General features: G+C 73.9%; 27 protein-coding genes. 7 read left to right on the forward strand and 20 right to left on the reverse strand.

Going from position 1 to position 25,672, the window contains the following annotated elements:
* Window positions 1–177 precede the first annotated feature (177 nt).
* The 4 genes from ACIPM1_RS14545 to ACIPM1_RS14560 form a co-directional block, all read right to left on the reverse strand.
* Window positions 178–1,155 carry a zinc-binding dehydrogenase gene (locus tag ACIPM1_RS14545; RefSeq protein ID WP_356194424.1) on the reverse strand — a complete coding sequence of 326 codons (978 nt, stop codon included), beginning with the start codon at window positions 1,153–1,155 and terminating at the stop codon, window positions 178–180.
* A gap of 161 nt (window positions 1,156–1,316) precedes the next feature.
* On the reverse strand, window positions 1,317–2,294 hold the full coding sequence (locus tag ACIPM1_RS14550; RefSeq protein ID WP_356194421.1) for an NADPH:quinone oxidoreductase family protein: 978 nt from the start codon (window positions 2,292–2,294) through the stop codon (window positions 1,317–1,319).
* A gap of 171 nt (window positions 2,295–2,465) precedes the next feature.
* Window positions 2,466–3,545, reverse strand: coding sequence for a methyltransferase (locus ACIPM1_RS14555; protein WP_402433672.1), 1,080 nt, complete (start codon window positions 3,543–3,545; stop codon window positions 2,466–2,468).
* A 41-nt stretch (window positions 3,546–3,586) separates the two neighbouring features.
* Window positions 3,587–5,107 (reverse strand): FAD-dependent monooxygenase, encoded by a 1,521-nt coding sequence (locus ACIPM1_RS14560; RefSeq protein WP_402433676.1) that lies wholly within the window; start codon window positions 5,105–5,107, stop codon window positions 3,587–3,589.
* Window positions 5,108–5,231: 124 nt separating this feature from the next.
* Here ACIPM1_RS14560 and ACIPM1_RS14565 point away from each other — a divergent pair, with 124 nt between their 5' ends.
* Window positions 5,232–5,723: a MarR family winged helix-turn-helix transcriptional regulator gene (locus ACIPM1_RS14565; RefSeq protein WP_402433680.1), complete on the forward strand. Its 492-nt coding sequence runs from the start codon at window positions 5,232–5,234 to the stop codon at window positions 5,721–5,723.
* A 184-nt stretch (window positions 5,724–5,907) separates the two neighbouring features.
* On the opposite strand, the gene ACIPM1_RS14570 is transcribed toward ACIPM1_RS14565, so the two are convergent.
* The 10 genes from ACIPM1_RS14570 to ACIPM1_RS14615 form a co-directional block, all read right to left on the reverse strand.
* Window positions 5,908–7,533, reverse strand: coding sequence for an FAD-dependent oxidoreductase (locus tag ACIPM1_RS14570; protein ID WP_402433683.1), 1,626 nt, complete (start codon window positions 7,531–7,533; stop codon window positions 5,908–5,910).
* 45 nt (window positions 7,534–7,578) lie between these two features.
* Window positions 7,579–8,448 (reverse strand): ester cyclase, encoded by an 870-nt coding sequence (locus tag ACIPM1_RS14575; RefSeq protein ID WP_402433686.1) that lies wholly within the window; start codon window positions 8,446–8,448, stop codon window positions 7,579–7,581.
* 47 nt (window positions 8,449–8,495) lie between these two features.
* Complete coding sequence (locus tag ACIPM1_RS14580; RefSeq protein ID WP_402433689.1) at window positions 8,496–9,458, reverse strand: GNAT family N-acetyltransferase; 963 nt, start codon at window positions 9,456–9,458, stop codon at window positions 8,496–8,498.
* A gap of 80 nt (window positions 9,459–9,538) precedes the next feature.
* Window positions 9,539–9,733, reverse strand: coding sequence for a ferredoxin (locus ACIPM1_RS14585; protein WP_356194402.1), 195 nt, complete (start codon window positions 9,731–9,733; stop codon window positions 9,539–9,541).
* 11 nt (window positions 9,734–9,744) lie between these two features.
* Entirely contained in the window at window positions 9,745–10,974 is a 1,230-nt protein-coding gene (locus ACIPM1_RS14590) for a cytochrome P450 (RefSeq protein WP_402433693.1), read from the reverse strand.
* Window positions 10,975–11,085: 111 nt separating this feature from the next.
* Window positions 11,086–11,859: an SDR family NAD(P)-dependent oxidoreductase gene (locus tag ACIPM1_RS14595; protein WP_402433696.1), complete on the reverse strand. Its 774-nt coding sequence runs from the start codon at window positions 11,857–11,859 to the stop codon at window positions 11,086–11,088.
* Complete coding sequence (locus ACIPM1_RS14600; RefSeq protein ID WP_402433699.1) at window positions 11,856–13,265, reverse strand: FAD-binding oxidoreductase; 1,410 nt, start codon at window positions 13,263–13,265, stop codon at window positions 11,856–11,858. The genes ACIPM1_RS14595 and ACIPM1_RS14600 overlap by 4 nt, the downstream gene beginning before the upstream one ends.
* A 29-nt stretch (window positions 13,266–13,294) precedes the next feature.
* Window positions 13,295–13,663, reverse strand: coding sequence for a hypothetical protein (locus ACIPM1_RS14605; RefSeq protein WP_402433702.1), 369 nt, complete (start codon window positions 13,661–13,663; stop codon window positions 13,295–13,297).
* Window positions 13,663–13,935 (reverse strand): hypothetical protein, encoded by a 273-nt coding sequence (locus ACIPM1_RS14610; RefSeq protein WP_402433705.1) that lies wholly within the window; start codon window positions 13,933–13,935, stop codon window positions 13,663–13,665. Before ACIPM1_RS14610 ends, ACIPM1_RS14605 begins: the two co-directional genes overlap by 1 nt.
* A 166-nt stretch (window positions 13,936–14,101) precedes the next feature.
* The gene (locus ACIPM1_RS14615) at window positions 14,102–14,659 is read right to left on the reverse strand and encodes a class I SAM-dependent methyltransferase (protein WP_356195405.1); all 558 of its coding nucleotides are present in this window, start codon (window positions 14,657–14,659) and stop codon (window positions 14,102–14,104) included.
* Window positions 14,660–14,857: 198 nt separating this feature from the next.
* Here ACIPM1_RS14615 and polX point away from each other — a divergent pair, with 198 nt between their 5' ends.
* On the forward strand, window positions 14,858–16,585 hold the full coding sequence (gene polX / locus ACIPM1_RS14620; protein WP_402433708.1) for a DNA polymerase/3'-5' exonuclease PolX: 1,728 nt from the start codon (window positions 14,858–14,860) through the stop codon (window positions 16,583–16,585).
* 86 nt (window positions 16,586–16,671) lie between these two features.
* Here polX and ACIPM1_RS14625 read toward each other — a convergent pair whose 3' ends face one another.
* A complete protein-coding gene (locus ACIPM1_RS14625; protein ID WP_402433711.1) occupies window positions 16,672–17,802 on the reverse strand; it encodes a CapA family protein in 1,131 nt (376 codons plus the stop codon).
* 293 nt (window positions 17,803–18,095) lie between these two features.
* Between ACIPM1_RS14625 and ACIPM1_RS14630 the strand changes: the two genes are divergently transcribed.
* Both ACIPM1_RS14630 and ACIPM1_RS14635 read left to right on the forward strand, forming a co-directional pair.
* Entirely contained in the window at window positions 18,096–18,740 is a 645-nt protein-coding gene (locus ACIPM1_RS14630) for a sigma 54 modulation/S30EA ribosomal C-terminal domain-containing protein (protein ID WP_402433714.1), read from the forward strand.
* 35 nt (window positions 18,741–18,775) lie between these two features.
* Window positions 18,776–19,018, forward strand: coding sequence for a hypothetical protein (locus ACIPM1_RS14635; protein WP_402433717.1), 243 nt, complete (start codon window positions 18,776–18,778; stop codon window positions 19,016–19,018).
* Window positions 19,019–19,096: 78 nt separating this feature from the next.
* Here ACIPM1_RS14635 and ACIPM1_RS14640 read toward each other — a convergent pair whose 3' ends face one another.
* Together ACIPM1_RS14640 and ACIPM1_RS14645 are read right to left on the reverse strand one after the other, a co-directional pair.
* Window positions 19,097–20,395 carry a phosphoribosyltransferase family protein gene (locus tag ACIPM1_RS14640; protein ID WP_402433720.1) on the reverse strand — a complete coding sequence of 433 codons (1,299 nt, stop codon included), beginning with the start codon at window positions 20,393–20,395 and terminating at the stop codon, window positions 19,097–19,099.
* A gap of 65 nt (window positions 20,396–20,460) precedes the next feature.
* Window positions 20,461–20,772 (reverse strand): dsRBD fold-containing protein, encoded by a 312-nt coding sequence (locus ACIPM1_RS14645; protein ID WP_356195389.1) that lies wholly within the window; start codon window positions 20,770–20,772, stop codon window positions 20,461–20,463.
* A 121-nt stretch (window positions 20,773–20,893) separates the two neighbouring features.
* Here ACIPM1_RS14645 and ACIPM1_RS14650 point away from each other — a divergent pair, with 121 nt between their 5' ends.
* Entirely contained in the window at window positions 20,894–21,268 is a 375-nt protein-coding gene (locus ACIPM1_RS14650; RefSeq protein WP_402433723.1) for a YchJ family protein, read from the forward strand.
* A 28-nt stretch (window positions 21,269–21,296) separates the two neighbouring features.
* Here ACIPM1_RS14650 and ACIPM1_RS14655 read toward each other — a convergent pair whose 3' ends face one another.
* Window positions 21,297–21,998: an FCD domain-containing protein gene (locus ACIPM1_RS14655; RefSeq protein ID WP_356195384.1), complete on the reverse strand. Its 702-nt coding sequence runs from the start codon at window positions 21,996–21,998 to the stop codon at window positions 21,297–21,299.
* Window positions 21,999–22,127: 129 nt separating this feature from the next.
* Between ACIPM1_RS14655 and ACIPM1_RS14660 the strand changes: the two genes are divergently transcribed.
* Both ACIPM1_RS14660 and ACIPM1_RS14665 read left to right on the forward strand, forming a co-directional pair.
* Window positions 22,128–22,655, forward strand: a complete 528-nt coding sequence (locus ACIPM1_RS14660; protein WP_402433726.1) for a gluconokinase — start codon at window positions 22,128–22,130, stop codon at window positions 22,653–22,655.
* 132 nt (window positions 22,656–22,787) lie between these two features.
* Window positions 22,788–24,185, forward strand: coding sequence for a GntP family permease (locus ACIPM1_RS14665; protein WP_402433729.1), 1,398 nt, complete (start codon window positions 22,788–22,790; stop codon window positions 24,183–24,185).
* A 121-nt stretch (window positions 24,186–24,306) separates the two neighbouring features.
* Here the strand turns inward: ACIPM1_RS14665 and ACIPM1_RS14670 are convergent, their stop codons facing one another.
* Both ACIPM1_RS14670 and ACIPM1_RS14675 read right to left on the reverse strand, forming a co-directional pair.
* The gene (locus tag ACIPM1_RS14670) at window positions 24,307–24,933 is read right to left on the reverse strand and encodes a cytochrome b/b6 domain-containing protein (protein WP_402433732.1); all 627 of its coding nucleotides are present in this window, start codon (window positions 24,931–24,933) and stop codon (window positions 24,307–24,309) included.
* Window positions 24,917–25,642: a molybdopterin-dependent oxidoreductase gene (locus tag ACIPM1_RS14675; RefSeq protein WP_356190280.1), complete on the reverse strand. Its 726-nt coding sequence runs from the start codon at window positions 25,640–25,642 to the stop codon at window positions 24,917–24,919. Before ACIPM1_RS14675 ends, ACIPM1_RS14670 begins: the two co-directional genes overlap by 17 nt.
* Window positions 25,643–25,672 lie beyond the last annotated feature (30 nt).

Genomic DNA, 25,672 nt, shown 5'->3' on the forward strand with positions numbered 1-25,672 from the left:
GAGTGGTGTTCCGTCCCCGTCCCGCCGGCCGCGCGGGCGGCCGGCGTCGTGAGCTGTCCGAAAAGGGGATCTTCACTTCATCGTGCGGGTGGGTGGAGCAGTGGCCGGCCGCACCCGGGGGACAGCGCGGCCGGCCACCGTCTGGGAGAGGCGGTCGGAGCGGCCCGGCCGGCCCGGTCAGGGAACCAGGACGACCTTGCCGAGCTGGGCGCGCGCCTCCATCAGTTCGTGCGCCTTGACGGCGTCCGTCAGGGGCAGTCGCTCGTGGACGACCGGGCGCACCTTGCCGCTGCCGATCATGTCGAGCAGGTCGCGCTGTCCGGCGGCGATGGCCTCGGGCTTGTTGTAGAGCATCGCGTAGAGCGCGAAGCCGGCGACGGTCTTCATCCGGCTGAGCATCAGCGGGTTGACCGGCTGGATGTCGCCGCTGGCCGAACCGTAGAAGACCAGCCGGCCGAACTGGGCGGTCAGGGCGATGCTCTTGGTGAGGATGTCGCCGCCGACGGTCTCGAGGACGACGTCGGCGCCGCGGCCGTCGGTGGCCGCCTTGACCTGCTCGTCCCAGTCCTCGTCGGTGTAGTTGACGGTGACGTCGGCACCGAGTTCGCGGACGAAGTCCAGCTTGGCCCGGGTGCTGGCGGTGGCGATGACCTTGCCGGCGCCCATCGCCTTGGCGATCTGCACGGCGAGGTGGCCGACGCCGCCGGACGCGGCGTCGATCAGCACCGTCTCGCCGGGCTTGAGCTGACCGGCCTCCTTGAGCGCGTGGTACGCGGTCTGGGCCGGGCTGGGCAGCAGGGTCGCCTCGGCGGCGTCCATGGTGGCCGGGATGGAGATGGCCCAGGCGGCGTCGGCGACGACGTGGTCGGCGTAGGCACCGCGGTCCACGTCGACGACGACACGGTCGCCGACACGGAGGTTGGTCACGCCCTCACCGAGCGCCTCGACGGTGCCGGCGACGTCGCCGCCGGGGGCGCCGGGCAGCTCGGCGTGACCGCCGATCGGGATGCCCTGGCGCCGCTGGACCTCGGCGAAGGTGACACCGACGGCCTCGGAGCGGATCAGCACTTCGCCCGGTCCGGGCTGCGGCTTCTCCGCCTCTTCGACACGCAGCACCGACGGGGCGCCGTGCTCGTAGTGGCGGACGATTCGCATGGTGTTCTCCCAACTAGGAAGTGACTTTTCGAGCCGCGGACGTGCCGCGGCTCCGCCCAGGGATCCGGGTTGCAATTTATATGCACTCATGCACGTGTATGAGAGTCTACATATCAGTGCACGGCGCGCAAGCCCTTTGGACGCGGAAAAGCGCCCACGGCTCAGGGAACGAGGACCACCCGCCCGAGCTGGGCGCGTGCCTCCATCAACTCGTGGGCGGCGGCGGCCTCTTCGAGCGGCAGCTCGGCGTGCACGACGGGCCGGACCTTGCCCGACGCCACCATGTCCAGCAGCTCCCGCGCGCCCTCGGCCATGGCGTCCGGCCGGTGGCGCATCACGCCCCACATGCTGAAGCCCATGACGGTGCGGTTGTCGAAGATGTCGCGGACCTCGACCGCCGGCACCTCGCCGCCGGCCGTGCCGTAGACCACGGTCCGGCCGAAGGCGGCGGTCAGGTTGACGCTCTTGGTGAGGACGTCACCGCCGACGGTCTCCAGCACCAGGTCGACGCCCTGCCCGCCGGTGGCGGCGAGGACCTTCTCCTCCCAGCCGTCCTGGCTGTAGTCGACGGTGACGTCGGCGCCGAGCGAGGCGGCGAAGTCCAGCTTGTCCCGGCTGCTCGCGGCGGCGATCACGCTGCCCGCCCCGAGCGCCTTGGCCATCTGCACCAGCAGGTGGCCGATGCCGCCCGCCGCGGCCGTGATGAGCACCGACTCCCCTTCCCGGAGCCGGCCGGCCGTGACGATGACGTGGTAGGCGGTCTGCGCGGGGATCGGCAGGGACGTGGCCTGGCCGGCGTCGATGCCCTCGGGAATGGCGAACAGCCAGTCGGCGCGGGTGACGACGTACTCGGCGTACCCGTCGGCGCCGACGCCGGTGACCACCCGGTCCCCGGGGCGGACCTGGGTGACGCCCTCGCCGACGGCCTCGACGGTGCCGGCCACGTCGCCGCCCGGGGATCCGGGCAGGACGGCGGGGCCGCCCACCGGGATGCCCTGGCGGCGCTGACACTCGGCGAAGTTGACTCCGACGGCTTCGGTGCGGATCAGCACCTCACCGGGGCCGGGCGCCGGTTTGTCTGCCTCCTCGACTCGCAGCACCGACGGGGCGCCGAACTCGTGGTGACGGACGATACGCATGGACGTGCTCCTCTTGCTGATGGGGGGAATGGTGCTCGTGGTACGGGTCGTGCTCGGTCGATCGCGCGGTGCGCGTGGGGGTGGGGTCGTGCGGGGCCGTACGGGCTCGTACGGCTTCGTACGGGCTGGTGATCAACGGGTCGGTTCGTACGGGGCTGGTGCGGGTGGCCGTCAGGTGGCGGCCGGGGGTGCGGTTGAAGGGGGCGGCGGATGGCTGGACGGGGGCGGCGGGGCTCGGTGGGCGGCGGCTCGGGCCCGGGTGAACTCGGCGAGCGAGCGGACCGGGCCCAGGCTGGTGACCCGGCGCAGCGCGAGCCCGGCCGCGGCCCCCAGCTCGCGCAGCCGGCCGGTCGTGCGCATCTGCCCGCCCAGATAGACGAGCATCCGCAGGTCCAGGTCGGTCTGGTCGGTCTGCAGGTCGAGCAGGCCCTCGACGACCATGACCCGCCCGTCCGGGGCGACGGCCTCGGCGCAGCGCCGCAGAATGGTCCCGGCCTCTTCGTCCGGCCAGTTCAGCAGGACGTTGGCCAGCAGGTACACGTCGGCGCCGGGCGGCAGCGGCTCGAAGAAGCTGCCCACGACCGCCCGGCAGCGCTCTCGCAGACCGGCCGCCGCGAAGTCCGACTCGGCCGCCCCGGCGGGTCCTTCGAGGTCGACGAGCGTGCCCCGGGCGCCGGGCGCGGCGGCGATCACGGCCGCGAGCAGCGCGCCGCTGCCGCCGCCGACGTCGACGACGTGCCGGACGCCCTGCCAGTCGCCCTGCGCGAGCAGCGCGGGGGTCACCCAATCCATGCTCGCCGCCATCCGCCGGCCGAAGGACTCGGCGGCCGCGGGGTCCGCCTCGACGTCCGCCCAGAAGTCGCGGCCGTAGAGGTCCGCGTAGACGGGGGTGCCGGTTCGGACGGCGTCGAGCAGCCGGAAGAAGGCGAGTTCGCCCCGGCCGGTCGGCCCGTCCAGGCCGAGCCAGTCGCGGCCCGAGCCCTGGGCGTCGCCGCGCAGCAGGTCGCCGAGCCCGGTCGGCTCGTACCCGCCCTCGGGGAGTTCCCGGTAGAGCCCGGCCGTCACCAGGTGGCCGAGCAGGCGGCGCAGCGCGTCCGGGTCGGCGTGCGCCCGGTGGGCCAGCGCGTCGACGGTGACCGCGCCGGCCGCCATGTGGTCGGAGAGCCGCAGGGTCGCGGCCACCCTGATCGCCATCGGAGTGATGAGGTCGCTCTTCCGCAGCAGTTCCTTCGACCAGGGCGGCGCGCTCACGATGCTCCTCTCGGGTAAGGACATGACGGGACCGGGGCCGGTCAGACAGTGCCGAACCACGTGGCCAGCGCGGTGCCCAGCGACTCGCGCAGCTCCGCCTCCGGCATGTCCCGGTCCGCGGCCCAGGCGACGTACCCGTCGGGGCGCACCAGCAGGCCGGACAGCTCCCGCTCCTGGCCGCACTCGGCGCGTACGTGGCGGACCCGGCCTGCCCAGGAGACGCCGGCGCCCCACTTCTCGTAGACCTGGCCGATCTCCGGACGGCCGGTCAGGTCGAGCAGCACGCCGGTGCCCCGCTTCAGGTACTCCGGCAGGGTCTTCTCGCCGTCCTCCGTGTGCAGCGCCAGGTCGCGGGCGAAGTCGCCGAGCATCGGGTGGGCGGGGCCGTCGAGTTCGTAGCGGACGGTGACGCCGCTGAGCATCTGGGCGAGGTACAGGTTCACCTGGTCCTTGCGCATGAGGTCGGTGAACAGCTCGCGCAGCGGGGTGACGTACGGGTCCGGGTTCATCAGCGCGATCTGGGCGCGAGTGTTGGCCAGCACCTTGCGGGCCGGGGCCTGGCGCTCCCGGTCGTAGGTGTCGAGCAGTCCTTCGGGCGCCCAGCCGTGGACGGTCGCGGCGAGCTTCCAGCCGAGGTTGAAGGCGTCCTGGAGGCCGAGGTTGACCCCCTGGCCGCCGACCGGGAAGTGGGTGTGGGCGGCGTCGCCCGCGACCAGGAGCCGGCCCTCGCGGTAGCGGTCGGCCTGGCAGGCGGAGTCGGTGAAGACGGAGAGCCAGCGCGGGTCGTGCGCACCGAGGTCGCTGCCCCAGACCTCGCGCAGGCTCGAGGTGAGCTCGTCCAGGGTGAGCTCCGCGCCGGGCTCCCGCTCGGCTTGGAAGTCGAAGGTGGACACGCGGTGGTAGGTGTCGTCCAGCGGGACGCAGAAGAGCAGGCCGCGCTCGGTGCGCTCCATGCCCATCGGGGCGTTCTCCCGGTCGGCGAGCTTCACGTCGCCGAGGCGGGCGGTGACGCGGCCGCCGGTGCCGGGGAAGGCGATGCCGGCCTCCCGGCGGACCAGGCTGCGCCCGCCGTCGCAGCCCACCGCGTAGCGGGCGCGCAGGGTGTAGGCGCCGTCGGGGCCGGTCACGTCCGCCTCGACACCGTCGGCGTCCTGGCGTACGGCGGTCACCTCGTGGCCGCGCCGGATCTCCGTGCCGACCTCGGCGGCGCGCTCCTCCAGCAGCCGCTCGGTCCTGGTCTGCTCCGAGAGCAGCGCGTAGGCGTGGGAGCTGTCCAGGGCCGAGAAGTCGACCCATTCGTCGAGGCCCGCGAAGTGGCCGTTGTTCCAGGACCGCGCGCCCTCGCGGAAGCGCCCGACCAGGCCGCGCCGGTCGAGGGACTCCAGGGATCGCGCGTGCAGGCCGAAGGCCTTGGAGTGCGGGGTGCGCTCGGGCAGGCGCTCGAGCACCACGGCCCGGACCCGGGAGATGCGCAGTTCCGCGGCGAGCAGCATGCCGACGGGCCCGCCGCCGACGACGAGCACATCGAAGTCGTGGTCCCGCTCAGTCTTCCCCGTTGACACGGCGAGTTCCTCTCGCTCGGCGCCAGCTTATGTGCTGGCGAGCAGATATATGTTTTCACACATGCAGTAGATTGAGAGCATACAGATGCTCGCTCGACGTAATCAAGTCGCCTAGACTGCGTGCATGGAGACTTCGACACAGAGTCCGCCGCGGGCGTCGGAACTGCTCGACGCCGTGGGACCCGCGTTCTCGCGCCTGCGGCGGACCCAGGCCCTGAATGTCGAAAAGCAGGTGTCCCGCAAGGACATGACGCGGACACTCGTGCTCAACATCGTCCAGGACGGACCCGAGCACGAGGGCCAGGAGATCACCGTCGGCGTGGTCGGCGAGCGGCTGGCCGTCGACCCCTCCGTGGCCAGCCGGATGGTCTCCGACTGCATCACGGCCGGCTATCTGGTCCGCGCCGCCTCGCAGCGCGACGGACGCCGGACGATCCTCCAGCTCACCCCGGACGGGCACGAGATGCTCGACCGCTTCCGCAGCCACCAGCGCTCGGCGTTCGAGCGCATCACCCGGGACTGGCCCGACGAGGAGCGGCTGGAGTTCGCCCGGCTGCTCATCAAGTACGTGGACTCCATCGGCGAGTTGCAGCAGGAGGCCGCCGAGTCGGCCTGACCCGGCGGCACCCGGCGACCGGCCCGCGAGGCGCCCGGGCCCTCAGGCGACCGGGCCGTCAGGCGCCAGGCGCCGGAACCGACGGCACACGGCGAACGGACCGACGGCACACGGACGACGGGCCGCCGGCGCACGGCGATCGGGCCGGGAGCGCGGCGGGCGCCGCTCCCCCCGGCCCGGTGCGTCAGTGCCGTGCCAGCACCGTCCGCAGCACGGCCGTCAGGGCCGCGGCCTCCTCCCCCGCCGGGTCCGCGCCCGGCGAGCGCCAGGCGACGACCCCGTCCGGCCGCACCAGCACCGCGCCCTCGGGCGCCAGGCCGCCGTAGCGCTCCGCCCAGTGGCCGTCCGGGTCCGCCAGGGTTCCCGAGCCGCCGCCCGTGCCCGGGACCACCCGGCGCGCGGTGACCTTGAGCCCGAGTGCGGAGCTGGCCGCGACGGCCGCGGTCAGCCACTCCCCGCCCCGCTCCCCGGCCAGCAGCACGAAGCCGCCGCCGAACAGGTCGAGGGTCGGGACCGGCGCGCCGTCCCGCGCCAGCACCACGTACGGCGCCCGGGTGCCCGCCCGGCCCCGCAGCGTCCGGGGGTCGGCGGGCGCCGGGAGCTCCTCGGCGCCCGGCTCCGGGACCACCGCGGTGGACCGGTAGGCCTGGCCCATCGTCACCGTCAGCGCGTCCGCCGTGGCCGCCTGCTGCTCCGGGGTGGCGCTGCCCGACCGCACGGCCAGTTGCAGGGACCCCTGCTCCGCCGTGTACGCGGCGACCGGCCTGCGCTCGGCGTCGTAGGTCCGGAGCAGGTCCGCTCCGGCGAGGCCGTCGACGACCAGGGCGAGCTTCCAGGCGAGGTTGTGGGCGTCGGCGATGCCGGTGTTGGCGCCGTACCCGCCGGTCGGCGGCACGACGTGCGCGGCGTCCCCGGCGAGCAGCACCCGTCCGTGCACGAAGCCCTCGGCGACCTGCTCCGCCATGTCCCAGGGGAAGCGGGAGCGGATCGTCACGTCCACGTCGGGCGAGCCGACGGCGGCGGTGACCAGCTCGGCGCAGCGTGCGTCGGTGAAGTCGTCCAGGCTCTCGCCGTCCTCGGGTCGGTAGCCGACGATCAGGGTGCCCCCGGTCAGGGTGTCGTCGTGCACCAGGATCCCCATGACGTCGGGGTTCTTCACATGGACGACGCTGTAGCGGCGGTCGCCGAGCACCGGGCGCAGGTCGGCGCCGAAGGCGATGCTCACATGGCGGGACAGCACCCCGCGGCCCCGCCGGGGCACCTTGAGCGCCTCGCGCACGGTGCTGCGGGGCCCGTCGCAGGCCACCAGGTAGTCGCTGCGGAAGGTGCGGGTGCCGCCGTCGCGGTCGGCGAGGACGGCGGTGACCCCGCCCGGGTCCTCCGCGAAGGACAGCAGCTCCGTGCCGAAGCGCAGGTCGGCGCCGAGCTCCACGGCACGGTCGCGCAGCAGGGGCTCCAGGCGGTCCTGCGGGAGCAGCAGCAGCCGGGACGGGGTGAGGTCGCCCAGCTCGTCGCCGCCCTCCAGCTCCTCCTTGCTGAACAGCACCTCACCGGCGAGGGAGGTCACTCCGGCGCGGGTGCGGTGCGTCTCGAAGCCCGCGGCCTCCTTCCGGGCGGCGTCCTCGACGCCGGCCTGGCGCAGCAGTTCCGCCGTGCGGGGGTAGTAGCCGACCGCGCGCGGATGGATGGAGGTGCCCGGGTGGCGCTCCACCAGGGTGCAGCGGACCCCGTGGTGGGCGAGGAAGACGGCGGCGGACAGGCCCACCAGGCTGCCGCCCACGATCAGTACGGGTGCGTCACTGGAACTCATCGGAGAGCCCTCTCTCGTCGGTCTCGGTCGGGACGGCTGCGGTGCTCACGGGGTCGGCAGTCCCGCCCGGCGCAGCGCCAGGTAGTCGACGACCTCCCAGTGCTCGGCCACCTTGCCGGCCTCGATCCGGAACTGGTCGCAGGTGCGCATCCGCAGCGGCAGGTCGGAGGGCCCGCCGCCGCTCCACGCCCCGGTGAGGGTGCCGGTCCAGGTCACCAGGACCATCACCCGGTCCTCGGCGGCGACGATGTGGTCGACGGTGGTGACCAGGTCGGGGAAGGCGGCGATGTTGTCCGCGAAGAACGCCTTGAAGGCGTCGAGCCCGTCCGGCACCGCGTCGGTGCGCATGTTGTGGTGCCGGTAGTCGTGGTGGTAGTAGCGGTCGGCGAGTTCCAGCCGGTGCTCGCTGAAGATCTCGCGGTACGCGCCGAGCACCAGCTCGGCGTTGGCCTGTTCGGCGGCGCTGTGCGGGCCGTGCAGGCCGGGCGCGGCGGGCTGTTCGCCGTCGCCCTCGAGTCCGGGCACGCCGTGCGCCGCGAGCACGTCGCGGTCGGCCACGTTCCAGTGCTCGGCGATGCGGCCGTCCCGGGTGCGGTACAACTCGGCGGTGTGCAGTCGCAGTTCGTCACCGGAGGGGGTCCGCCCGGTCCAGGTCGCGAACAGCATCACCCGGTCGTTGCCGGCGACCAGGTGGTCGATGTCCGCGCTCAGGTCCGGGAACCGTTCGGTCAGGGACCGGAAGTGACCGAGGGGACCGCCCGCGGCGGGCCCGGCCAGCGGATCGTGGTCGACGTGTCCCGCGTGGAAGAGGCGGCCGGCCTCCTCGAAGCGGTGCTCGCGGTACAGCACTTCGTACAGGTCACGCACCAGGTCCGCGTTGCGCGCGCGCTGCCCGACGGGGCTCACAGCGGTCATGGGTTCCTCTCGGATCAGCGGGGACCGGTGGGTGGTCCGCCGGGCTCTCAGACCTTGAGCGCGTACGTCGTCCAGTGGGAGTCGGTCTCGAACCCGAGCTTGCGGTTGAGGGCGACGACGGCGGTGTTGCCGATGTCGTTGAACACCTGGACCACCGCGAGGCGTTCGTTCTCCCGGGCCGCCCGCAGCAGCAGCTCGGCCTTCAACCGGGTGGCGAGGCCCCGCCGCCGGTGCTCCGGCAGCACGAGCGTCTCGCCGGCGTCCGCCATCGGGCTGTCGCGCACGAAGAGGGTGCTGTAGGCGACGACGCCGCCGCCGTCCTCGGGCAGCGCCGCCACCGCGTGGGGACGGTGTCCGGCGCGGGCCGCCTCGGCCTCCCGCGCCCGTACGTCGGCGGCCGCCGGACGGCGTACCCGGGCCTGGCCGTTGACCCGCTCGTCCAGGGCGCTCCAGGCGCGGGCGTAGGAGTCGACGAGGTCGTCGGGGCAGGGGCCGGTCCAGTGCACCAGGCGGTAGCCGGGCACGGGGCGGGCCGCCGCGGCCCGCAGCGCCTCGCGGGCGGGCCCGGCCGGGCGCAGCCGGTTGCGCACGGTCTCGCCGGTGCGCTCCGCGCCGAGGGCGGCGGCGAAGCGTTCCGCGGCGGCCCCGGCGGGCGCGTCGGCCAGGAGCAGGTCGCGGCCGCGGTCGCGCAGGGCGAAGCGGCCCGCGGTGGCCAGCGCCCGGCCCGCGCCGCGCCGGCGGAAGCCGGGGAAGACCCAGAGCGAACCGTGCCCCGGGCCGGCCGGGTCACCCAGGTCGAGGCCGAGTTTCAGCACTCCGGCCGGGGTGTTCCCGTCGTAGGCGGCGAGCACGATCCGCTCCGTGCCGTGGCGGCGCTGGAACAGCCGCGCGAGCAGCGCCTCCGTCACCGGCGGGTCCGCGGGCAGTTCCAGGCGCATGGTCTCCCGGAACCCGGGGAGCAGGGCGGCGAGGGTCGCCGGGTCGTCACCGTCGAGGCTGCGAATCTCCATGTCCGACACCCTGTCCCGCCGCTCTCGAAGCGCCGTCGAGGGCAGCTCGACACCGGTTCACCGGCGGCGGGGCGGGCGGCTCAGGCCTCGTGGACGGTGATGGCCTGGACCGGGCAGGCCCGGGCGGCCTCCCGGACCCGGCCGTCCGCGGCGCTCTCCGGCGCGCCGGGGAGCAGCCGGCTCACGCCGTCGTCGTCCTGGGTGAAGACCTCGGGCGCGGTCAGGGCGCACATGGCGGCGCCGATGCAGCGGTCGGTCGCGATGCTGATGGCCATCCGGTCCTCCGTCACCACTCGACGGGGAGTTCGGCGACGCCCTGGAGCACGTACGGGGCGTTCAGCGGCAGCCGGTCGGCGCGCACCGGCACCCGCAGTCCCGGGATGCGCCGGAAGAGGGTGCGGAAGGCGATCTCCATCTCGGCCCGGGCCAGGTTCTGGCCGATGCACTGGTGGATGCCGTAGCCGAAGGCGACGTGCCGGCCGGCGGAGCGGGTGATGTCGAAGGAGTCGGGGTTCTCCCAGGCCCGCGGGTCGCGGTTCATCAGCATGGTCGACATGGCGACGCCGTCCCCGGCGCGGATGGTCTGCCCGGCGATCTCGATGTCCTCGACCGCCACCCGCATCAGCACGTCGCCGATGGAGGTGAACCGCATCAGCTCCTCGACGGCGCCCGGCAGCAGGGTGTCGTCCGCCCGCAGCATCGCGAGCTGGTCGGGGTGTTCGAGCAGGGTGACGGTGCCGAGCGCGATCATGTTGGACGTGGTCTCGTGGCCGGAGACGAGCAGCAGCGAGCAGATCATCGCCAGTTCGTGGGTGTCGAGGGCGCCCTCGGCGAGCTGGTGGGCGATGAGGTCGTCGACGAGGCCGTCGCCCGGCTGCTTCTCCTTCCTCCGGATCAGGTCGTGCAGATAGGTGAGGATCTCCGTGAAGGCCGTCCGGGCCCGCTCCGCCTCGCCCTCGCCGGAGGAGGACAGCACGTGCCGGGAGCGCTCGTCGAAGTAGCCGCGGTCCTCGTACGGGACGCCGAGCAGCGCGCAGATCACCGCGGAAGGCAGCGGAAGCGCGTACTGGGAGAGCAGTTCGGCGGGGCTGCCCCGGTCGAGCATCGCGTCGATCAACCCGTCGGCGATCCGCTCGATCTCCGGGCGCAGCGCGGCGACCCGCCGGATCCCGAAGCCGGGGATCACCATGCGCCGCTGCCGCCCGTGCTCGGGGTCGTCGACGCCGACCAGCGGCGGCGCGGCCCGCTGCTGCGTCTGGGCGGCGATCCGGGGGGCGAGGAAGGGGAAGCCCGGGTGCAGGACGTCGGAGGACAGGCGCGGATCGGGGAACAGGGCCCGGCCGACCTCGTTCCCGGCGACCAGCCACACCTGGCGACCGTCGTACAGGGTGACCTTGGTGAGGGGCCCGCGCTCCCGCAACTCCTCGTAGCCGACGGGCATCTGGTACGGGCATCGCCGGGTCATCGGGTAGGCCGGCGCCTCGCTCCCGGTGGGCGGGCTGGTGGTCTCCGTCATGGGGTGCCTCCTCAAGTCGTAGCGCGACGCACGTCATTGAGCCCCGCCGCTCTCGAGGGGGCTTGGAAGATCCCTGGAGAGCGACGGGGCCCGGTGGGGGTGGCGGGAGGGTCAGGCTCCGCCGGTGACGCGGAGGGTCTCGCCGTTGGTGTTGCCGTTGGCCGCGGAGCCGAGGAAGACCACGGCGTTGGCCACGTCCCGCGGCTCGGACATCCGCCCGGAGGGCAGGCTCCTGCCCTTCTCCTCCAGGAAGGAGGCGGGCACGTTGGCGCGTACCGTCTCGGTGGCCGTCTGGCCCGGGACGGCCATGTTGACCAGGATCCCCTCGGGTCCCAGCTCCCAGGCGAGGCTGCGCGTCAGCCCGAACAGCGCCGACTTGCCGGCGCCGTAGGCCCCGGCGCCCGGCTTGCCCGCGTCCGCGAGGCCCGCGCCGATCAGCACGATGCGGCCCCAGTCGCGGCCCCGCATCCACGGCAGCACGGCCTGGACGGTGTGGAAGACCGCCTCGACGGAGGTGTGCAGCACCTCCTGCCACTGTTTGGCCGGTACGTCCTCGAAGCGCGGCACCGGCCGGCCGGGGCGCGGGATCGCCTCGCTCCACACCACCGCGTTGGCCACCAGGACGTCGATGCCGCCCCACTCCTCGGCGACCCGGCCGACGGCGTCCCGGATCGACCGCTCGTCGGCGAGGTCGTAGCGCACGACGAGCGGCGTGCCGCCCGCCTCGGTCACCAGCCGGGCCGTCTCCCGGGCGCCGTCCTCGTTGCTGTGGTAGGTGATCGCGACGCGGGCGCGCTCCTCGCCGTAGGCCACGGCCGTCGCCCGGCCGATGCCCGAGGAGGCGCCGGTGACCAGCACCACCTTGTCCTGCAGATCGGTCCTCATGAAGCCACCTTGGTCGTCGGGGGCCGGCCGCCGATGCTCTGCGCGTGCCGGAAGAAGTTCTCCGGGTCGTACGCGCGCTTCACCTCCAGCAGCCGGGCGCGGTTCTCGCCGAAGCAGTCGGTCTCCCAGTCCTCGCTCACCCGGGAGCTGGGGAAGTTGATGTACGAGCCGCAGGCGAGCGGGGCGAGCGCCCCGGCCGCGCGGTCGGCCCAGGCGGTGAGCCGGGCCCCGGCCCCCGGGTCCGCCGCCACGTCGCGGCAGGCCATCTGATAGCCGATCAGGAAGCGGGCGTCCCGGTGCGCATAGGCGGTCTCCGTCCGCGGGACCCGGTTGGCCGCGCCGCCGACCGCGATGCACAGCAGGTACCTCTCCCGGCCCTCCCGGTCGAGCGAGGCGTCCCAGGCGTCGAGCAGCGCCGCGGACTCGGCGCGGGTGGCGGCCCGTGCGGTCAGCCGGTAGCTCTGCCGGGTGTACGGATGGCGGTGTCCCTCGGCCTCGGGCCCCGAACCGGTGCGGTGGCACTGCGCCACGGTCTTCGAACCGCACAGCGCCTCGTGCATCACGTCGGCGTACACGCCGCGGGACCCGACGGTCCGGCTCAGCGGCTTGGCCGCGGCCCGCTCCGCGAGGGCGTCCAGCTCGGCCGCTAGCTGCTCGGTCGGGCCCAGGTGCACGCCCCACACCCGGACCACGGGACGTCCACCGGGACCGAACATGCCGGGCAGCACGACCAGGGACGTGCCCAGTTCGTCGGGGCCCTCGACGCACCACTCCTGCCAGGCGGTGAGGACGTCCACGGCGTCCTCGTACGCCCAGAGCGTCTCGAAGCCCGTCATCACCGGGGCGTCGACGGGACGCACCGCGAACTCCGTGACGACGCCGAAGCTGCCGCCACCGCCGCCGCGCAGCGCCCAGTACAGATCCGGTTCCTCGGTCACCGAGCAGCGCACGGTGCGGCCGTCGGCCAGCACCACGCGGGCCGCGGCGATCCGGTCGCTGCCCATCCCGAACTTCCGTGTCTGCCAGCCGATTCCGCCGCCGGTCAGGAAGCCGCCGGCGCTCACGGTGGGAAAGGTGCCGGTGACGATCTGGCGGCGCCGCGGCTTCAGCGCGTCCAGCGCGTCCAGCGACTGGACGCCCGCCCCGAGCCGGACGAGGGGGCCGTCGGCCACGGCGTGGTTCATCCGGGACAGGTCCACGACCAGGCCCTCGCCGGTCGACCAGCCGTTCATGCTGTGGCCGTTGCCCCGCACGTGCACCCGCAGCCCGTGCTCGCGCGCGTGCCGCAGGCAGGCCGCGACGTCCTCCTCCGACTCGCAGTACGCGACGGCGTGCGGCCGGACCGTGTCGTACTCGGTGTTCTGCAGCTGCCTGGCCAGCGGGAAGCCCGGGTCGGCGGGTTCCACCAGCTCCCCCCTCAGACGGTCGCGCAGCATCAGTCGTCGACGCCGAACTTCTCGGCGGTCACCTTGGACCCGGAGTGGCCGCGCAGCTCGATGCCCTGCGGGTCGAAGAACTGGGCGCCGCCCGTCCCCTGCCAGGCGGTGCCGGAGACGAACTCGCCCTCCACCCGGACGTGGGCCTCGCCGACGTGGTTGCCCTCGGGGTCGGCCGCGAGGATGTGGAAGCCGTACTCGAAGGTGTCCGGGCCGGTGGACCGCCAGGTGCCCAGGCCGATGTTCTTGGTGTTCAGCTGGGTCGAGACGACCCCGCCGTCGGCCGAGAAGGAGACCAGCCCGGGGACCGCCTTGCCGTCGTCGTCCAGCTGAGTGGTCCAGGTGCCGACCAGACGCGCGTCGCTCATCACAACTCTCCTCGGAAGGGTCGCGGGGTGGGTGTCGTCGTCAGGCTTTCGGGCGTGTCTGGAACGGCGCTCGAGCCTGCCTGTAGGAGGCGCCGGAGCTCCTCGGTGCCGTCGTCGCAGAACCACGGCGGCGGCGGGGAGCCGAGCTCGGGGTGCCAGAAGGTGGCCACGTGCATGCTGCCGAGCGCGGTCAGCGCCCGCAGCGCGGGCCGCAGGAGGTGGCTGACCAGCACCCGCCGCACGGGCGAGGTGGGGTACACGCGGGGGGACACATCGTTCCCTTCGGTTGCGGTGCGCGGTGGAGAGACTTGTGCGGGGTGCGCCGGCGCGCGGTGCGTCGGTGCGATGCGCCGGGGCGCGGTGGGCGGTGCACCGGGGCGAGCTGCGCCGGGGCGGGAGTGCGGCGGGCGGTTCCCCCGGCGCGGACGGCGCGGCGGTTCAGCGGGCGCAGACGGCCATTTCCAGGCCGGCGCCGAACGGGAGGGGCAGCGAGACGTAGCCGCCGCCGGGCAGGCGCAGGTGGGCGAGGAACTCGGCACAGCGCCGGGCGACCTGGCGCACCCCGCAGGCCACGACCACGGCCCCCGGCAGCATCCGGGGTTCCAGCAGCCTCAGCAGCGGTAGGTACGACTCCGGCCGGCCGTCGAGCAGCAGCAGGTCGACCGGTCCGGGCACGCCGGGCAGCATCCGCTCGGGGCTGCCCGCCCGCACCTCGGCGTACCGCCCGAGTCCCGCCGCCTCGATCGCCGCGGCCGCCGCGGCCGCACGCGCGCCCTCCGGTTCGCAGCACACGACCCGGCCGCGCCCGTTCTCGCTCAGCGCCTGGGCGAGCCGGACGACGGTCGACTCGTGCGGGCAGCCCGCCTGGAGCACCGTGAGCGGTCCGGTGGCCAGCACCAGCTGGCGGAGCAGGGTGCCCACGGCGGCCTGGGCGCCCCGCGGGGCCGCCGGCGCGGTTTCCGGGAGGTGGTCGACGGACGATGTGGTGTTGGGCATGCGCAACTCCCCCGTGCAGAGTGTCGAGAGACCGGCGACGGTCCCTCCTGGCCCGTGGAACCTCTCGGCCGAGCGTTACAGACCGGGCCCCGCCGGGCCACGGCCGTGGACGGCCCCCCGAGCGAGACTCCAGCCGTCCTCCACCCCGCCCCCGCCCACGGCTCGCCCGCCGGGCGCGTCCCTTCTTAGACTTGAGGGGTGGCCCGGCCCAACGAGGAGGTCGAGGCGCTCCTCCAGGAGTACGCGGACCTCGTCGCGATCACGGGAGGCGACGCCTTCAAGGTGCGCGCCTACGAGAAGGCCGCGCGCGCGATCGGCGGTTACCCCGCCGACATCTCCCATCTGGACGCGCACGGGCTGCGGGAGATCCCCAACGTCGGCCGGTCGATCGCCGACAAGGTGCTCGAGTACCTGCGCACCGGCAGCGTCGCCGTGGTCGAGGAACGCCGGGCGAGGATCCCGGCCGGGGTGCGGGAACTCATCGCCATCCCCACGCTCGGGCCGAAGAAGGCGCTGCGGCTCCACCAGGACCTGCACATCTCCTCGGTCGACGAACTCGCCGCGGCGATCGCCTCGGACGCCCTGCGCGACCTGAAGGGCTTCGGCGCGAAGACCCAGGAGAACATCCTGCACGGCATCGAGCTGCTGCGGCGGAGCGGCGACCGCATCCCGCTGCACGTCGCCCTGGACACCGCCGAGGAGATCGTCGGCGAGCTGTCCCGGATCACCGGGTGCCGCCGCTGCGCGTACGCCGGTTCGCTGCGCCGGATGAGGGAGACCGTCGGCGACATCGACGTGCTCGTCGCCGCGCGCGTGTCCGCCCCGTTCATGGACGCGCTCACCGCGCTGCCGGTGACCGCCGAGGTGATCGCGCACGGCCGGAAGAAGACGTCGGTGCGCACCGCCCGGGGCGTCCAGGTCGACCTGCGCGTGCTGCCGCCGGCCTCCTGGGGCGCGGGCCTGCAGTACTTCACCGGCTCCAAGGCGCACAACATCCGTACCCGCACCCTCGCCGTCCGGCAGGGCCTGAAGCTCTCCGAGTACGGCCTGTTCGACGTGGAGAGCGGGGAGTCGGTCGCCTCGCGCACGGAGGAGGAGGTCTACGCCCGGCTCGGCCTGCCGTGGATCCCGCCCACGCTGCGCGAGGACCGCGGGGAGATCGAGGCCGCCCAGCGCGGCGAGCTGCCCGAGGTGGTGACCGAGCGCCGTATCCGCGGGGACCTGCACACCCACACCGACCTCACCGACGGGCTCGCCCCGCTGGAGACCATGGTCGCGGCCGCCGCCGAACGCGGTTACGCCTACTACGCGGTCACCGACCACGCGCCGCGCCTGTACATGCAGCGCATGACCGACGAGAAGATCCTCGCCCAGCGGGAACGGCTGCGGGCCCTGGACGGCACCCACCACGGGATGCGGCTGCTGCACGGCACGGAGCTCAACATCGGTCCCGACGGCGAGCTGGACTGGCCCGACGACTTCCTGGCCGGCTTCGACCTCTGTGTGGCGTCCCTGCACTCCCACTTCGACCTGGACCGCAAGGCGATGACCGCGCGGCTGGTGCGCGCCTGCGAGAACCCGCACGTGCACGTCCTCGGCCATCCGACCACCCGGCTGATCGGCCGCCGGGCGGGCGTCGACGCCGACTGGGACGAGGTGTTCGAGGCGTGCGCCCGCTCCGGCACCGCGCTGGAGGTCAACGCCCAGCCCGACCGCCTCGACCTGGGCGACGAGGACATCCTGCGGGCCAGGCGGTACGGGGTGAGGTTCGCCGTCGACACCGACGCCCACTCCGTGCCGCAGCTCGGGTACCTGCGTTACGGCGTGGGCACGGCGCAGCGCGGCTGGCTCACCCCGGACGACGTCGTCAACGCCTGGCCGCTGAGCCGGCTGCGGCGGTTCCTGCGCGGGAGCGGGCGGTCCTGAGCGCCGCCCGGGGTGTCCCGGTCCCCCCGGCGGACCCCGCCCACATGCCGCGGCGTCCTCGAGCCCAGCGCCCGCGCGTCCCGCCGCTACGGCGCCGCGCCCGCCGGCACGGACCCGAGCGTGAGGGTGCCGTCGTCCCCGAGGCCGACCCGGGTGCCGAGGTCCCGGCCGCACCGGTCGAGGACGCTGCGCAGCCATGCGGTGTCCTCGGCGGACGCGTGCTCCAGGCGCATCCGGCGTGCCTGGAGGGGCACCATCCGCAGGCCGGTCAGCCGCCCGGTGCCGGACTCGACCGACACCAGGTACAGCAGCCGCAGGTCGTCGCGGTAGCGCTCGTACCCGCCGATGCCCTCGTAGTCGTCGACGAGGTCGCCGCAGCCGTACAGGACGAGCCGGCCCCGGTAGAGCTCCAGCGGACGCGGGTGGTGCGAGGAGTGCCCGTGGACGACGGCCGCACCGGCGTCGACGAGCGCGTGGGCGAAGCGGACCTCGTCGCGGGAGAGCGCGTAGCCCCAGTTGGAGCCCCAGTGGACCGAGGCGACCACGAGATCGCCGGGCCGCTCGATCTGCCGCAGGCGGTCGGCGAAGGCGGCCGCGGCCTCGGCCGTCGGCGCGGGGACGAGATCGACCCCGGCCCGCTCGCCGGTGGCGGCCCAGTCGTGCGGGATCCCGCTGGACGGCATGCCGAAGGAGAAGACCAGCACCCGCCCGCCCGCCTCCAGCGGGACGACCGCCGGCTGCCGCGCCGCGACGAGGTCACGGCCCGCCCCCGCCGTGCGCAGCCCGGCCCCGGCCAGCGTGTCCAGCGTCTCCAGCAGGCCGAGCGGGCCGAAGTCGAGCACGTGGTTGTTGGCCAGCGTGCACACGTCGGGGCGGGCCATGGCCAGGCAGGGCAGGTTGTCGGGGTGCATGCGGTAGTGGACGGCCTTGCCGGGCGCGAAGTCCCCGTCCCGGGTCACGGCGGTCTCCAGGTTGACCACCCGTACGTCGGGGGCGGCACGGTCCAGGGCGGGCAGCGCCTCGCCCCAGGGCCAGGAGAAGTCCACCGGCCGGGGGATCGGGCCGTTCACGGCTTCCGCGAGGCGGACGTAGTCGCGGGCGTCGTGCAGGTAGTCCTCCCGCAGGACGGGAGCACCGGGGTGCGGGAGGATCTGGTCGACACCCCGGCCGAGCATGACGTCACCCGCGAGGAAGAGGGTGACCGTGCCCCGCTTCATGCTTCCAAGCTAACAAGCCGCGGGCCGCCGGGCGTGGCGGGCGGCCGTCCCGGGAGTCCGGGGACCTTCGGCCCTCCACATCCCACCGGAGGGGGACAAGCCTGGAGAGACGACACCTTCCGGAACAGGAGGCTGCCATGAAACCAGCCGCACCACAGCGCGCTCCGGAGATTCAGGTGGAGGCCCGGGGAGGGGTACCGCGGTCCGCCCTGGAGTACGCGCAGGAAAAGGTGGGGGCGGTCCTCGGACACACTCGGGAACCCATTCTCTACGCCCGGGTCAGACTGACTTCGATGGAGAATCCCGCCCTGGAACGGCCGGCGCTGGCCCAGGTGAACGTGGACGTCAACGGGCGCCAGGCGCGGGCCCACGTCGCCGCCACGACCCTCACGGAAGCCGTCGACCGGCTCCAGGAGCGGCTCGGCCAACGGCTGGGGCGGCTGGAGCGGCACTGGGAGGCCCGGCGCGGCCGGACATCGGCCGGGGAGGCGCACGAGTGGCGGCACGGCGACGAGCCCACCCAGCGCCCCGACCACTTCCCGCGCCCGCCCGAGGAGCGGCGGGTCGTGCGGCACAAGTCCTTCTCGCTGGACCGGGAGACGCCGGACGAGGCCGCGTTCGAGATGGAGACGATGGACTACGACTTCCAGTTGTTCACCGACCTGTCCAGCGGCGAGGACAGCGTGCTGTACCGGGGCGGCCCGACCGGCTACCGGCTGGCCGCCGTAAGTCCCCCCGCCGCTCCCCCCGGCGACGCGGCCGTGCCGCTGACCGTCAGTGAACTGCCCGCTCCCCGGCTGACGGTGGACGAGGCCAAGCAGCGGCTCGACGTCACCGGGTTCCCCTTCGTCTTCTTCAGCGACGCCACGACGGGACGCGGGAACGTCCTGTACCACCGCTACGACGGCCATTACGGCCTGATCACCCCCGCCGAGTAGCCCCGGTCGGCCAAGACCGAGAAAGAAGGCCCGACATGACGCCGAACCAGTCCGGCGAGACGGACACCGAGGCCCGCCCCGCCCCTTCCGCCGCGCAGACCGCGAAGAGCCCGGAGGAGCGGCTGAGCCAGCTGGAGTCCCAGGTGGCGACCCTGGCCGGCGCCGTGCGGGCGCTCGCCCGGGGCCTGGAGAGCGTCCCGGCCGAGGACACCCCGCCGGAGGAGGCGGCCAAGGGCGCCCGCCTGGCCCACGAACTCCTCCTCTCCCAGGGGCTGTAGCCCGTTCACCGGGCCCGCGGCCCGGCACCCCGCCCCGCGCGCTCTCGGCGCGGGGCGGGGTGCCGGATGCCGGGGCCGTCAGACGTGGGCCGGTGCCATGTGGTCGGTGAACCAGTCGCGGGCCAGTTCGGTGACCGCCTCCAGGGTGCCGGGCTCCTCGAACAGGTGGGTGGCGCCGGGGACGACCGCGAGCCGGTTCTCGCAGCGCAGCAGGGCCTGTGCCCGCCGGTTGAGCTCGAGCACGGTCAGGTCGGCGCTGCCGACGATCAGCAGCGTGGGCGCGGTCACCGCGCTCAGGCGCGGCCCCGCCAGGTCGGGCCGGCCGCCGCGGGAGACGACCGCGGCGGGACGTGCGTCCGGTTCCGCGGCGGCCCACAGAGCGGCGGCCGCGCCGGTGCTGGCGCCGAAGTAGCCGACGGCGAGCCCCTCGACGTCGGGCTCCTCACGCAGCCAGGCGGTCGCGCCGACCAGCCGCTCGGCCAGCAGGTCGATGTCGAACACGTTGGCCCGGTCGCGCTCCTCGGCCTCGGTGAGCAGGTCGAACAGCAGGGTGCCGAGTCCGGCCCGGTTCAGCCCCGAGGCCACGAACCGGTTCCGCGGGCTGTGCCGGCTGCTGCCGCTGCCGTGCGCGAAGACCACGACGCCGGTCGCTCCCGCGGGCACGGTGAGCCGCCCGCGCACCCGCACGGCACCGGCCGTGATCTCCACCTCCCGGTCCACCTGCCCGGCGGCGGCGCCGGACCGGGCCGCCACCCGCCGGAGGACGGCGGTGACCTCCTCGTCCTCGACCTGGGTGAAGTCGTCGTAGAACTGGCCGATGGCGTAGAAGCCGCGGGGGGTGTCCACGCAGACCAGTTCGTCGGCCTCCCCGGCCAGCCGCACGGTCCAGTCCCGCGGCGCGACGGGCACCGCGAGCACGATGTGCGCCGCGCCCCGGGCCCGGGCGATCCGGCAGGCCACCCGGGCGGTCGACCCGGTGGCCACGCCGTCGTCGACCACCACGACGGTCCGCCCGGCGACGCTGACCGGCGCGCGCTCGCCCCGGTACCGCGCGGCCCGCCGCTCCAGCACCTCGCGCTCGCGCTCCTCGACCAGCGCCAGGTCGGCCGGCGAGACCCCGGTCTCGCGCACCACCTGGTCGTTGATCACGCGCACGCCGTCCTCGCCGATCGCGCCCATCCCCAGCTCGGGCTGGTAGGGCACGCCCAGCTTCCGCACCAGGCAGACGTCCAGGGGCGCGTCGAGCGCGGCGGCGACCTCGGCGGCCACCGGCACGCCTCCCCGGGGCAGCCCCAGCACCACGATGTCCTGGCCCCTCAGGTATTCGAGGCGGGCGCCCAGCCGCCTTCCCGCTTCCAGACGATCCGTGAACAGCACGGTGCAGCTCCTTCGTTCCCTGGGCGACCGTCACGGCCCGGGCGACGACGCTCCCCCGAGCGACGTCATTCCCTGGGCGACCACAGGGGCATGGGAGGGGTCGCCTCGGGCGCTCCCACCGCCTTGATGTCGCCCGCGGCGGCGCGCAGCAGCCGGCGGCCCAGAGCGATCAGGGCGCGCCCGGCGGCGAGTTCGTCGCCGATCTCGGGCACCGCCCGGTCGTAGGGGTTCCGGCGCGCCTCCGCGCGGCTCTCCAGCACGTTGTCCCCGGTGTCCAGGATGATCCGGGCCGTGGTGTCCGGATCGTGCTCGGACAGGTACAGGTTCAGCCGCCACTCCTTGACGGACGCGGGCCGGCTGCCGACGGGTCGAGTCATCGTCCGTCTCTCCTCACTCCGGTGCGAAGCAGGGGACCCAGGGGCGGCGACGGAACACGAGTGCGACACCCCCTTCCACTGTGCATCCGACCCGGGTGCGCCGCACGGGCAGAATGGGGCCATGACCACGCGTTCCTGCCCCTGCGGACTCCCCCGTCCCTACGAGGCCTGCTGCGGCCGCCACCACACGGGCGCCGCGCCCGCGCCCACCGCCGAGGCCCTGATGCGCTCGCGCTACACCGCCTTCGTGCGGCAGGACGGCGGCTATCTGCTGCGGACCTGGCATCCGCGGACGCGGCCCGCGCGGATCGACTTCGACCCGGCGATGCGGTGGACCGGACTGGAGATCCTCGGCACGACGGACGGTTCCGCGTTCCACACCGCCGGGACCGTCACGTTCCGTGCCTCCTACCGCGGGGGCGCGCTGCACGAGCGCAGCCGCTTCGAGCGGGTGGACGGGGCGTGGACGTACGTGGACGGGGACTTCCCGGACTGACGTCCCGGCCGCCGCACGCCCCCTCGCGCTACGGCGCCAGGATGTCCAGCTCCTGCAGCGCGCCCTCGGTGATCTCGCGGGTCAGCTGCTCGGCGCGGGCGGCGTCCCTGGCCCGCACCGCCTCGGCGACCCGCACGTGGAGGGTGACGGCGGCCGGGTCGGGGTCCTCGAACATGACCTCGTGGTGGGTGCGCCCGGCCAGCACCTCGGCGACGACGTCGCCGAGGCGGGCGAACATCTCGTTGCCGGAGGCGGTCAGGATCACGCGGTGGAAGGCGATGTCGTGGACCAGGTACCCCTCCAGCCGGTGCCCGCGTGAGTTGGCCACCATGCCGAGGGCGCACTCGGTGAGTTCGGCGCACTGCTCGGACGTGGCGTGCTTCGCCGCGAGGCCCGCGGCGACCGGCTCGACGGCGGAGCGCAGCACGGTCAGCGAACGCAGTTGCCGCGAGCGGTCGGCGCCCGCAAGGCGCCAGCGGATGACCTGCGGGTCGTAGACGTTCCACTCGGACCTGGGCCGCACGGTCACGCCGACGCGGCGGCGCGACTCGACCAGGGACATGGACTCCAGCACCCGGACCGCCTCGCGCATGACGGAGCGTGAGACGTCGAAGCGCTGGGCCAGCTCGTCGGTGCGCAGCACGCTGCCCGGCGGGTACTCCCCCGCGGTGATCGCGGGGCCGAGGGTGTCCAGTACATGGCCGTGCAGCCCCCGGCCGGGTGTGCTCATGCACTCAGAGTACGGGGTGGATCACGACTGAAAAAGTCAGACTTATTTGTCACAGACTCTTGAATTCGTCGTACCTAATCGGTTTCAGTTGCGTCGACATCACGTGTCGACGAAGACAGCGAGGCAGCAATGAGTACCCCCCGAGTCGTCGTGGTCATGGGGGTCGCAGGCACCGGCAAGACCACCATCGGTCCCCTGCTCGCGGCCCGGCTCGGCGTCCCGTACGCCGAGGGCGACGACTTCCACCCCCAGGCCAACATCGCCAAGATGACGGCCGGCACTCCGCTCACCGACGACGACCGCTGGCCGTGGCTCGACGCCATCGGCGCCTGGGCGCACGGACGGGCGGGGCTCGGCGGGGTGGTCAGCAGCTCGGCGCTGAAGCGGGCCTACCGCGACCGTCTGCGGGCCGCGGCTCCAGGCATCGTCTTCGTGCACCTCACGGGCGACCGCACGCTCATCGAGGACCGGATGGCACACCGGCAGGGGCACTTCATGCCCACCGCACTGCTGGACTCCCAGTTCGCCACGCTCCAGCCGCTGGAGCGGGACGAGGCGGGGGTGGAGGTGGACGTCTCGGGCAGCCCCGAGGAGATCACCACCCGCGCCGTGGACGCGCTGCACGGCCTCGGCCGTTCCGCCGCCCGGACCTCGTAGGAACCGGCCCCCGCCGGAAGCAGCCCTCTCCCCACGGACGCGGCCCCCTGCGGCCGTCCTCCGAGGGCGGGGGCCCGTAGGACCCTCCCCAACCCGAAACCGAGAGTTCCTCTCCTCACCCAAGGGAACACCGTGACCAGACTCAGCGTCGAGATGCTGGCAGCGGACTCCGTCCAGCCGATCACCTCGGCCGGCCACGCCCAACTGGGCATCGCCGTACTGGCGGGCATCGCCGTCATCGTCGTCCTCATCACCCAGTTCAAACTGCACGCCTTCCTGGCGCTGACCATCGGGTCGCTGGCGCTCGGCGCGATCGCCGGAGCGCCGCTCGACAAGGCGATCCTCAGCTTCACCACCGGCCTCGGCACCACGGTCGCCGGCGTCGGTGTCCTGATCGCCCTCGGCGCGATCCTCGGCAAGATGCTCGCCGACTCCGGGGGCGCCGACGAGATCGTCGACACCATCCTCGCGAAGGCCGGCGGCCGCGCCATGCCGTGGGCGATGGTGCTCATCGCCTCGGTGATCGGCCTGCCGCTGTTCTTCGAGGTCGGCATCGTGCTGCTGATCCCGGTCGTGCTGATGGTCGCCAAGCGCGGCAACTACTCCCTCATGCGCATCGGCATCCCGGCGCTGGCCGGCCTGTCCGTGATGCACGGCCTGATCCCGCCGCACCCCGGCCCGCTGGTCGCGATCGACGCGGTCAAGGCCAACCTCGGCGTGACGCTGGCGCTCGGCATCCTCGTCGCCGTTCCCACGGTGATCATCGCCGGTCCGCTGTTCTCCCGCTTCGCGGCCCGCTGGGTGGACGTCCCGGCCCCCGACCGCATGATCCCGCAGCGTCCCTCCGAGGAGCTGGAGCGCCGCCCCGGCTTCGGCGCCACGCTGGCGACCGTCCTGCTCCCGGTCGTGCTGATGCTCGCCAAGGCCCTGGTCGACATCGTCGTGGACGACCCGGCGAACTCCACGCAGCGCGTCTTCGACGTGGTCGGCTCCCCGCTGATCGCCCTGCTGGCCGCCGTGCTGCTCGGCATCTTCACGCTGCTGCGGCCGGCCGGGTTCGGCAAGGAGCGGATATCGGGTCTCGTCGAGAAGGGCCTCGCGCCGATCGCCGGCATCCTGCTCATCGTCGGCGCGGGCGGCGGCTTCAAGCAGACGCTGATCGACTGCGGTGTGGGCCAGATGATCCTGGACGTGTCCAAGGACTGGTCCATCCCGGCGCTGCTGCTGGGCTGGCTGATCGCGGTGGCGATCCGGCTCGCCACCGGTTCGGCGACCGTGGCGACCGTCTCGGCGGCCGGCCTGGTCGCGCCGCTGGCGGCCGACATGTCCACCACCCACGCCGCCCTGCTGGTCCTCGCGATCGGCGCCGGCTCGCTGTTCTTCAGCCACGTCAACGACGCCGGCTTCTGGCTGGTGAAGGAGTACTTCGGGCTGAGCGTCGGCCAGACGATCAAGACGTGGTCGGTGATGGAGACCGTCATCTCGGTGGTCGCCGGCGGTCTGGTCCTGCTGCTGTCCCTGATCATCTAGGGCCGGTACGGCTGACCTTCCGGGGCCGGGTACGGCCCTGCGGAGCCGGGCGGCGGCGCCTCGTCCACGACGGATGGGGCGCCGCCGCCTCGTCGCGCCGTTCTCCGGCGCCCGGGCGGCGTCACGGTCTCCACAGCGGGTGTTCGCTCTGCGCCCACTCCCGGCTCACCGAGCCGGTGCGCAGGCCGCGCCGGGCCTCCGGGTCGCCGAGGGCCATGCCGATGTGGCCGGCCAGCACGATGCCGACGGTCAGGGCCAGCCAGTCGTGCACGAAGGTGGCGCCGGTGCGCCACGTCAGCGGGGTGAGGCGGGTGAACCACATCAGCAGGCCCGTCCCCAGCATCACCAGCGCGGCCCCGGCGATCCAGGCCGCGTAGATCTTCTGACCGGCGTTGAACTTGCCCGCCGGGCGGGAGGCGGGGCGGCGGTCGCGGCGCAGCGCGGCCCGCAGCCAGATCCGGTCGTGCGGACCGAAGCGGTTGAGGAACCGCAGGTCGGCGCGGAAGGCGCGGGAGGCCAGGCCCAGCAGGACGGGCACCGGCAGCGCCAGCCCGGCCCACTCGTGGACGCGGACCACCAGCTCGCGGCGGCCGACGAGTTCGGCGAGCTGCGGCACGTAGAGGCAGGCCGCCGTCGCCACGCACACCCCCATCAGCGCGGCGGTGGTCCGGTGCACCCAGCGCTGGGCCGGGCCGAAGCGGTGGACCTCCGCGTCCGGCGGGGCGGGGGTCTCAGCTCGTGGGCTCATCGTCGCGTCCGTTCGACCGGCCGACCCAGGCGTCGACGTCGTAGCCCCGCTCCTCCCAGTAGCCCGGCCGCACCTCGTCCGTGACGGTGATGCCGGAGAGCCACTTGGCGGACTTGTAGAAGTACATGGGGGCGACGTACAGGCGGACCGGGCCGCCGTGGTCGTGGCCGAGGTCCTTGCCCCGCATCCGCAGCGCGACCAGGACGTCGGCGCGGCGGGCCTGGTCGAGGGTGAGGCTCTCCGAGTAGGCGCCGTCGAAGCAGGTGAAGCGCACCGCCCGCGCCGAGGAGCGCACACCGGCCGCGTCCAGCAGCCGGGACAGCCGCACCCCTTCGAACGGGGTGGCGGGCACCCGCCAGCCGGTCACGCACTGCACGTCGCGCACCACGCGGGTCTGCGGCAGGGCCCGCAGGTCCGCCAGCGTGTACGTGGCCGGGTGGTCGACCAGGCCGTCGACGGTCAGCCGGTAGTCGGCCGGGCCGCGGTGCGGGACGGAGGCGGCGACCGAGTAGTAGCGGAAGCCGCCGCCGTTGGGCAGCAGGCCGGTCAGGCCGGTGGGGTCCTTGTCGGAGGCGGCGCCGAGCACGGCCTCCAGGCCGCGTTGCAGGGTGGGCGCGGTGAGCACGCCGAGGGCGCCGAGGCCCAGGGTGCCGAGCAGGACGCGGCGGCCGACGGGCCGGCCCTGCTCCTCTGGTTGTCCGGAGTTCACCCCTTCATTCGAGCACCCGCGACCCCCGCG

Source organism: Streptomyces sp. NPDC086766, from assembly GCF_044746005.1.
In the GTDB taxonomy this organism is placed as follows: domain Bacteria; phylum Actinomycetota; class Actinomycetes; order Streptomycetales; family Streptomycetaceae; genus Streptomyces.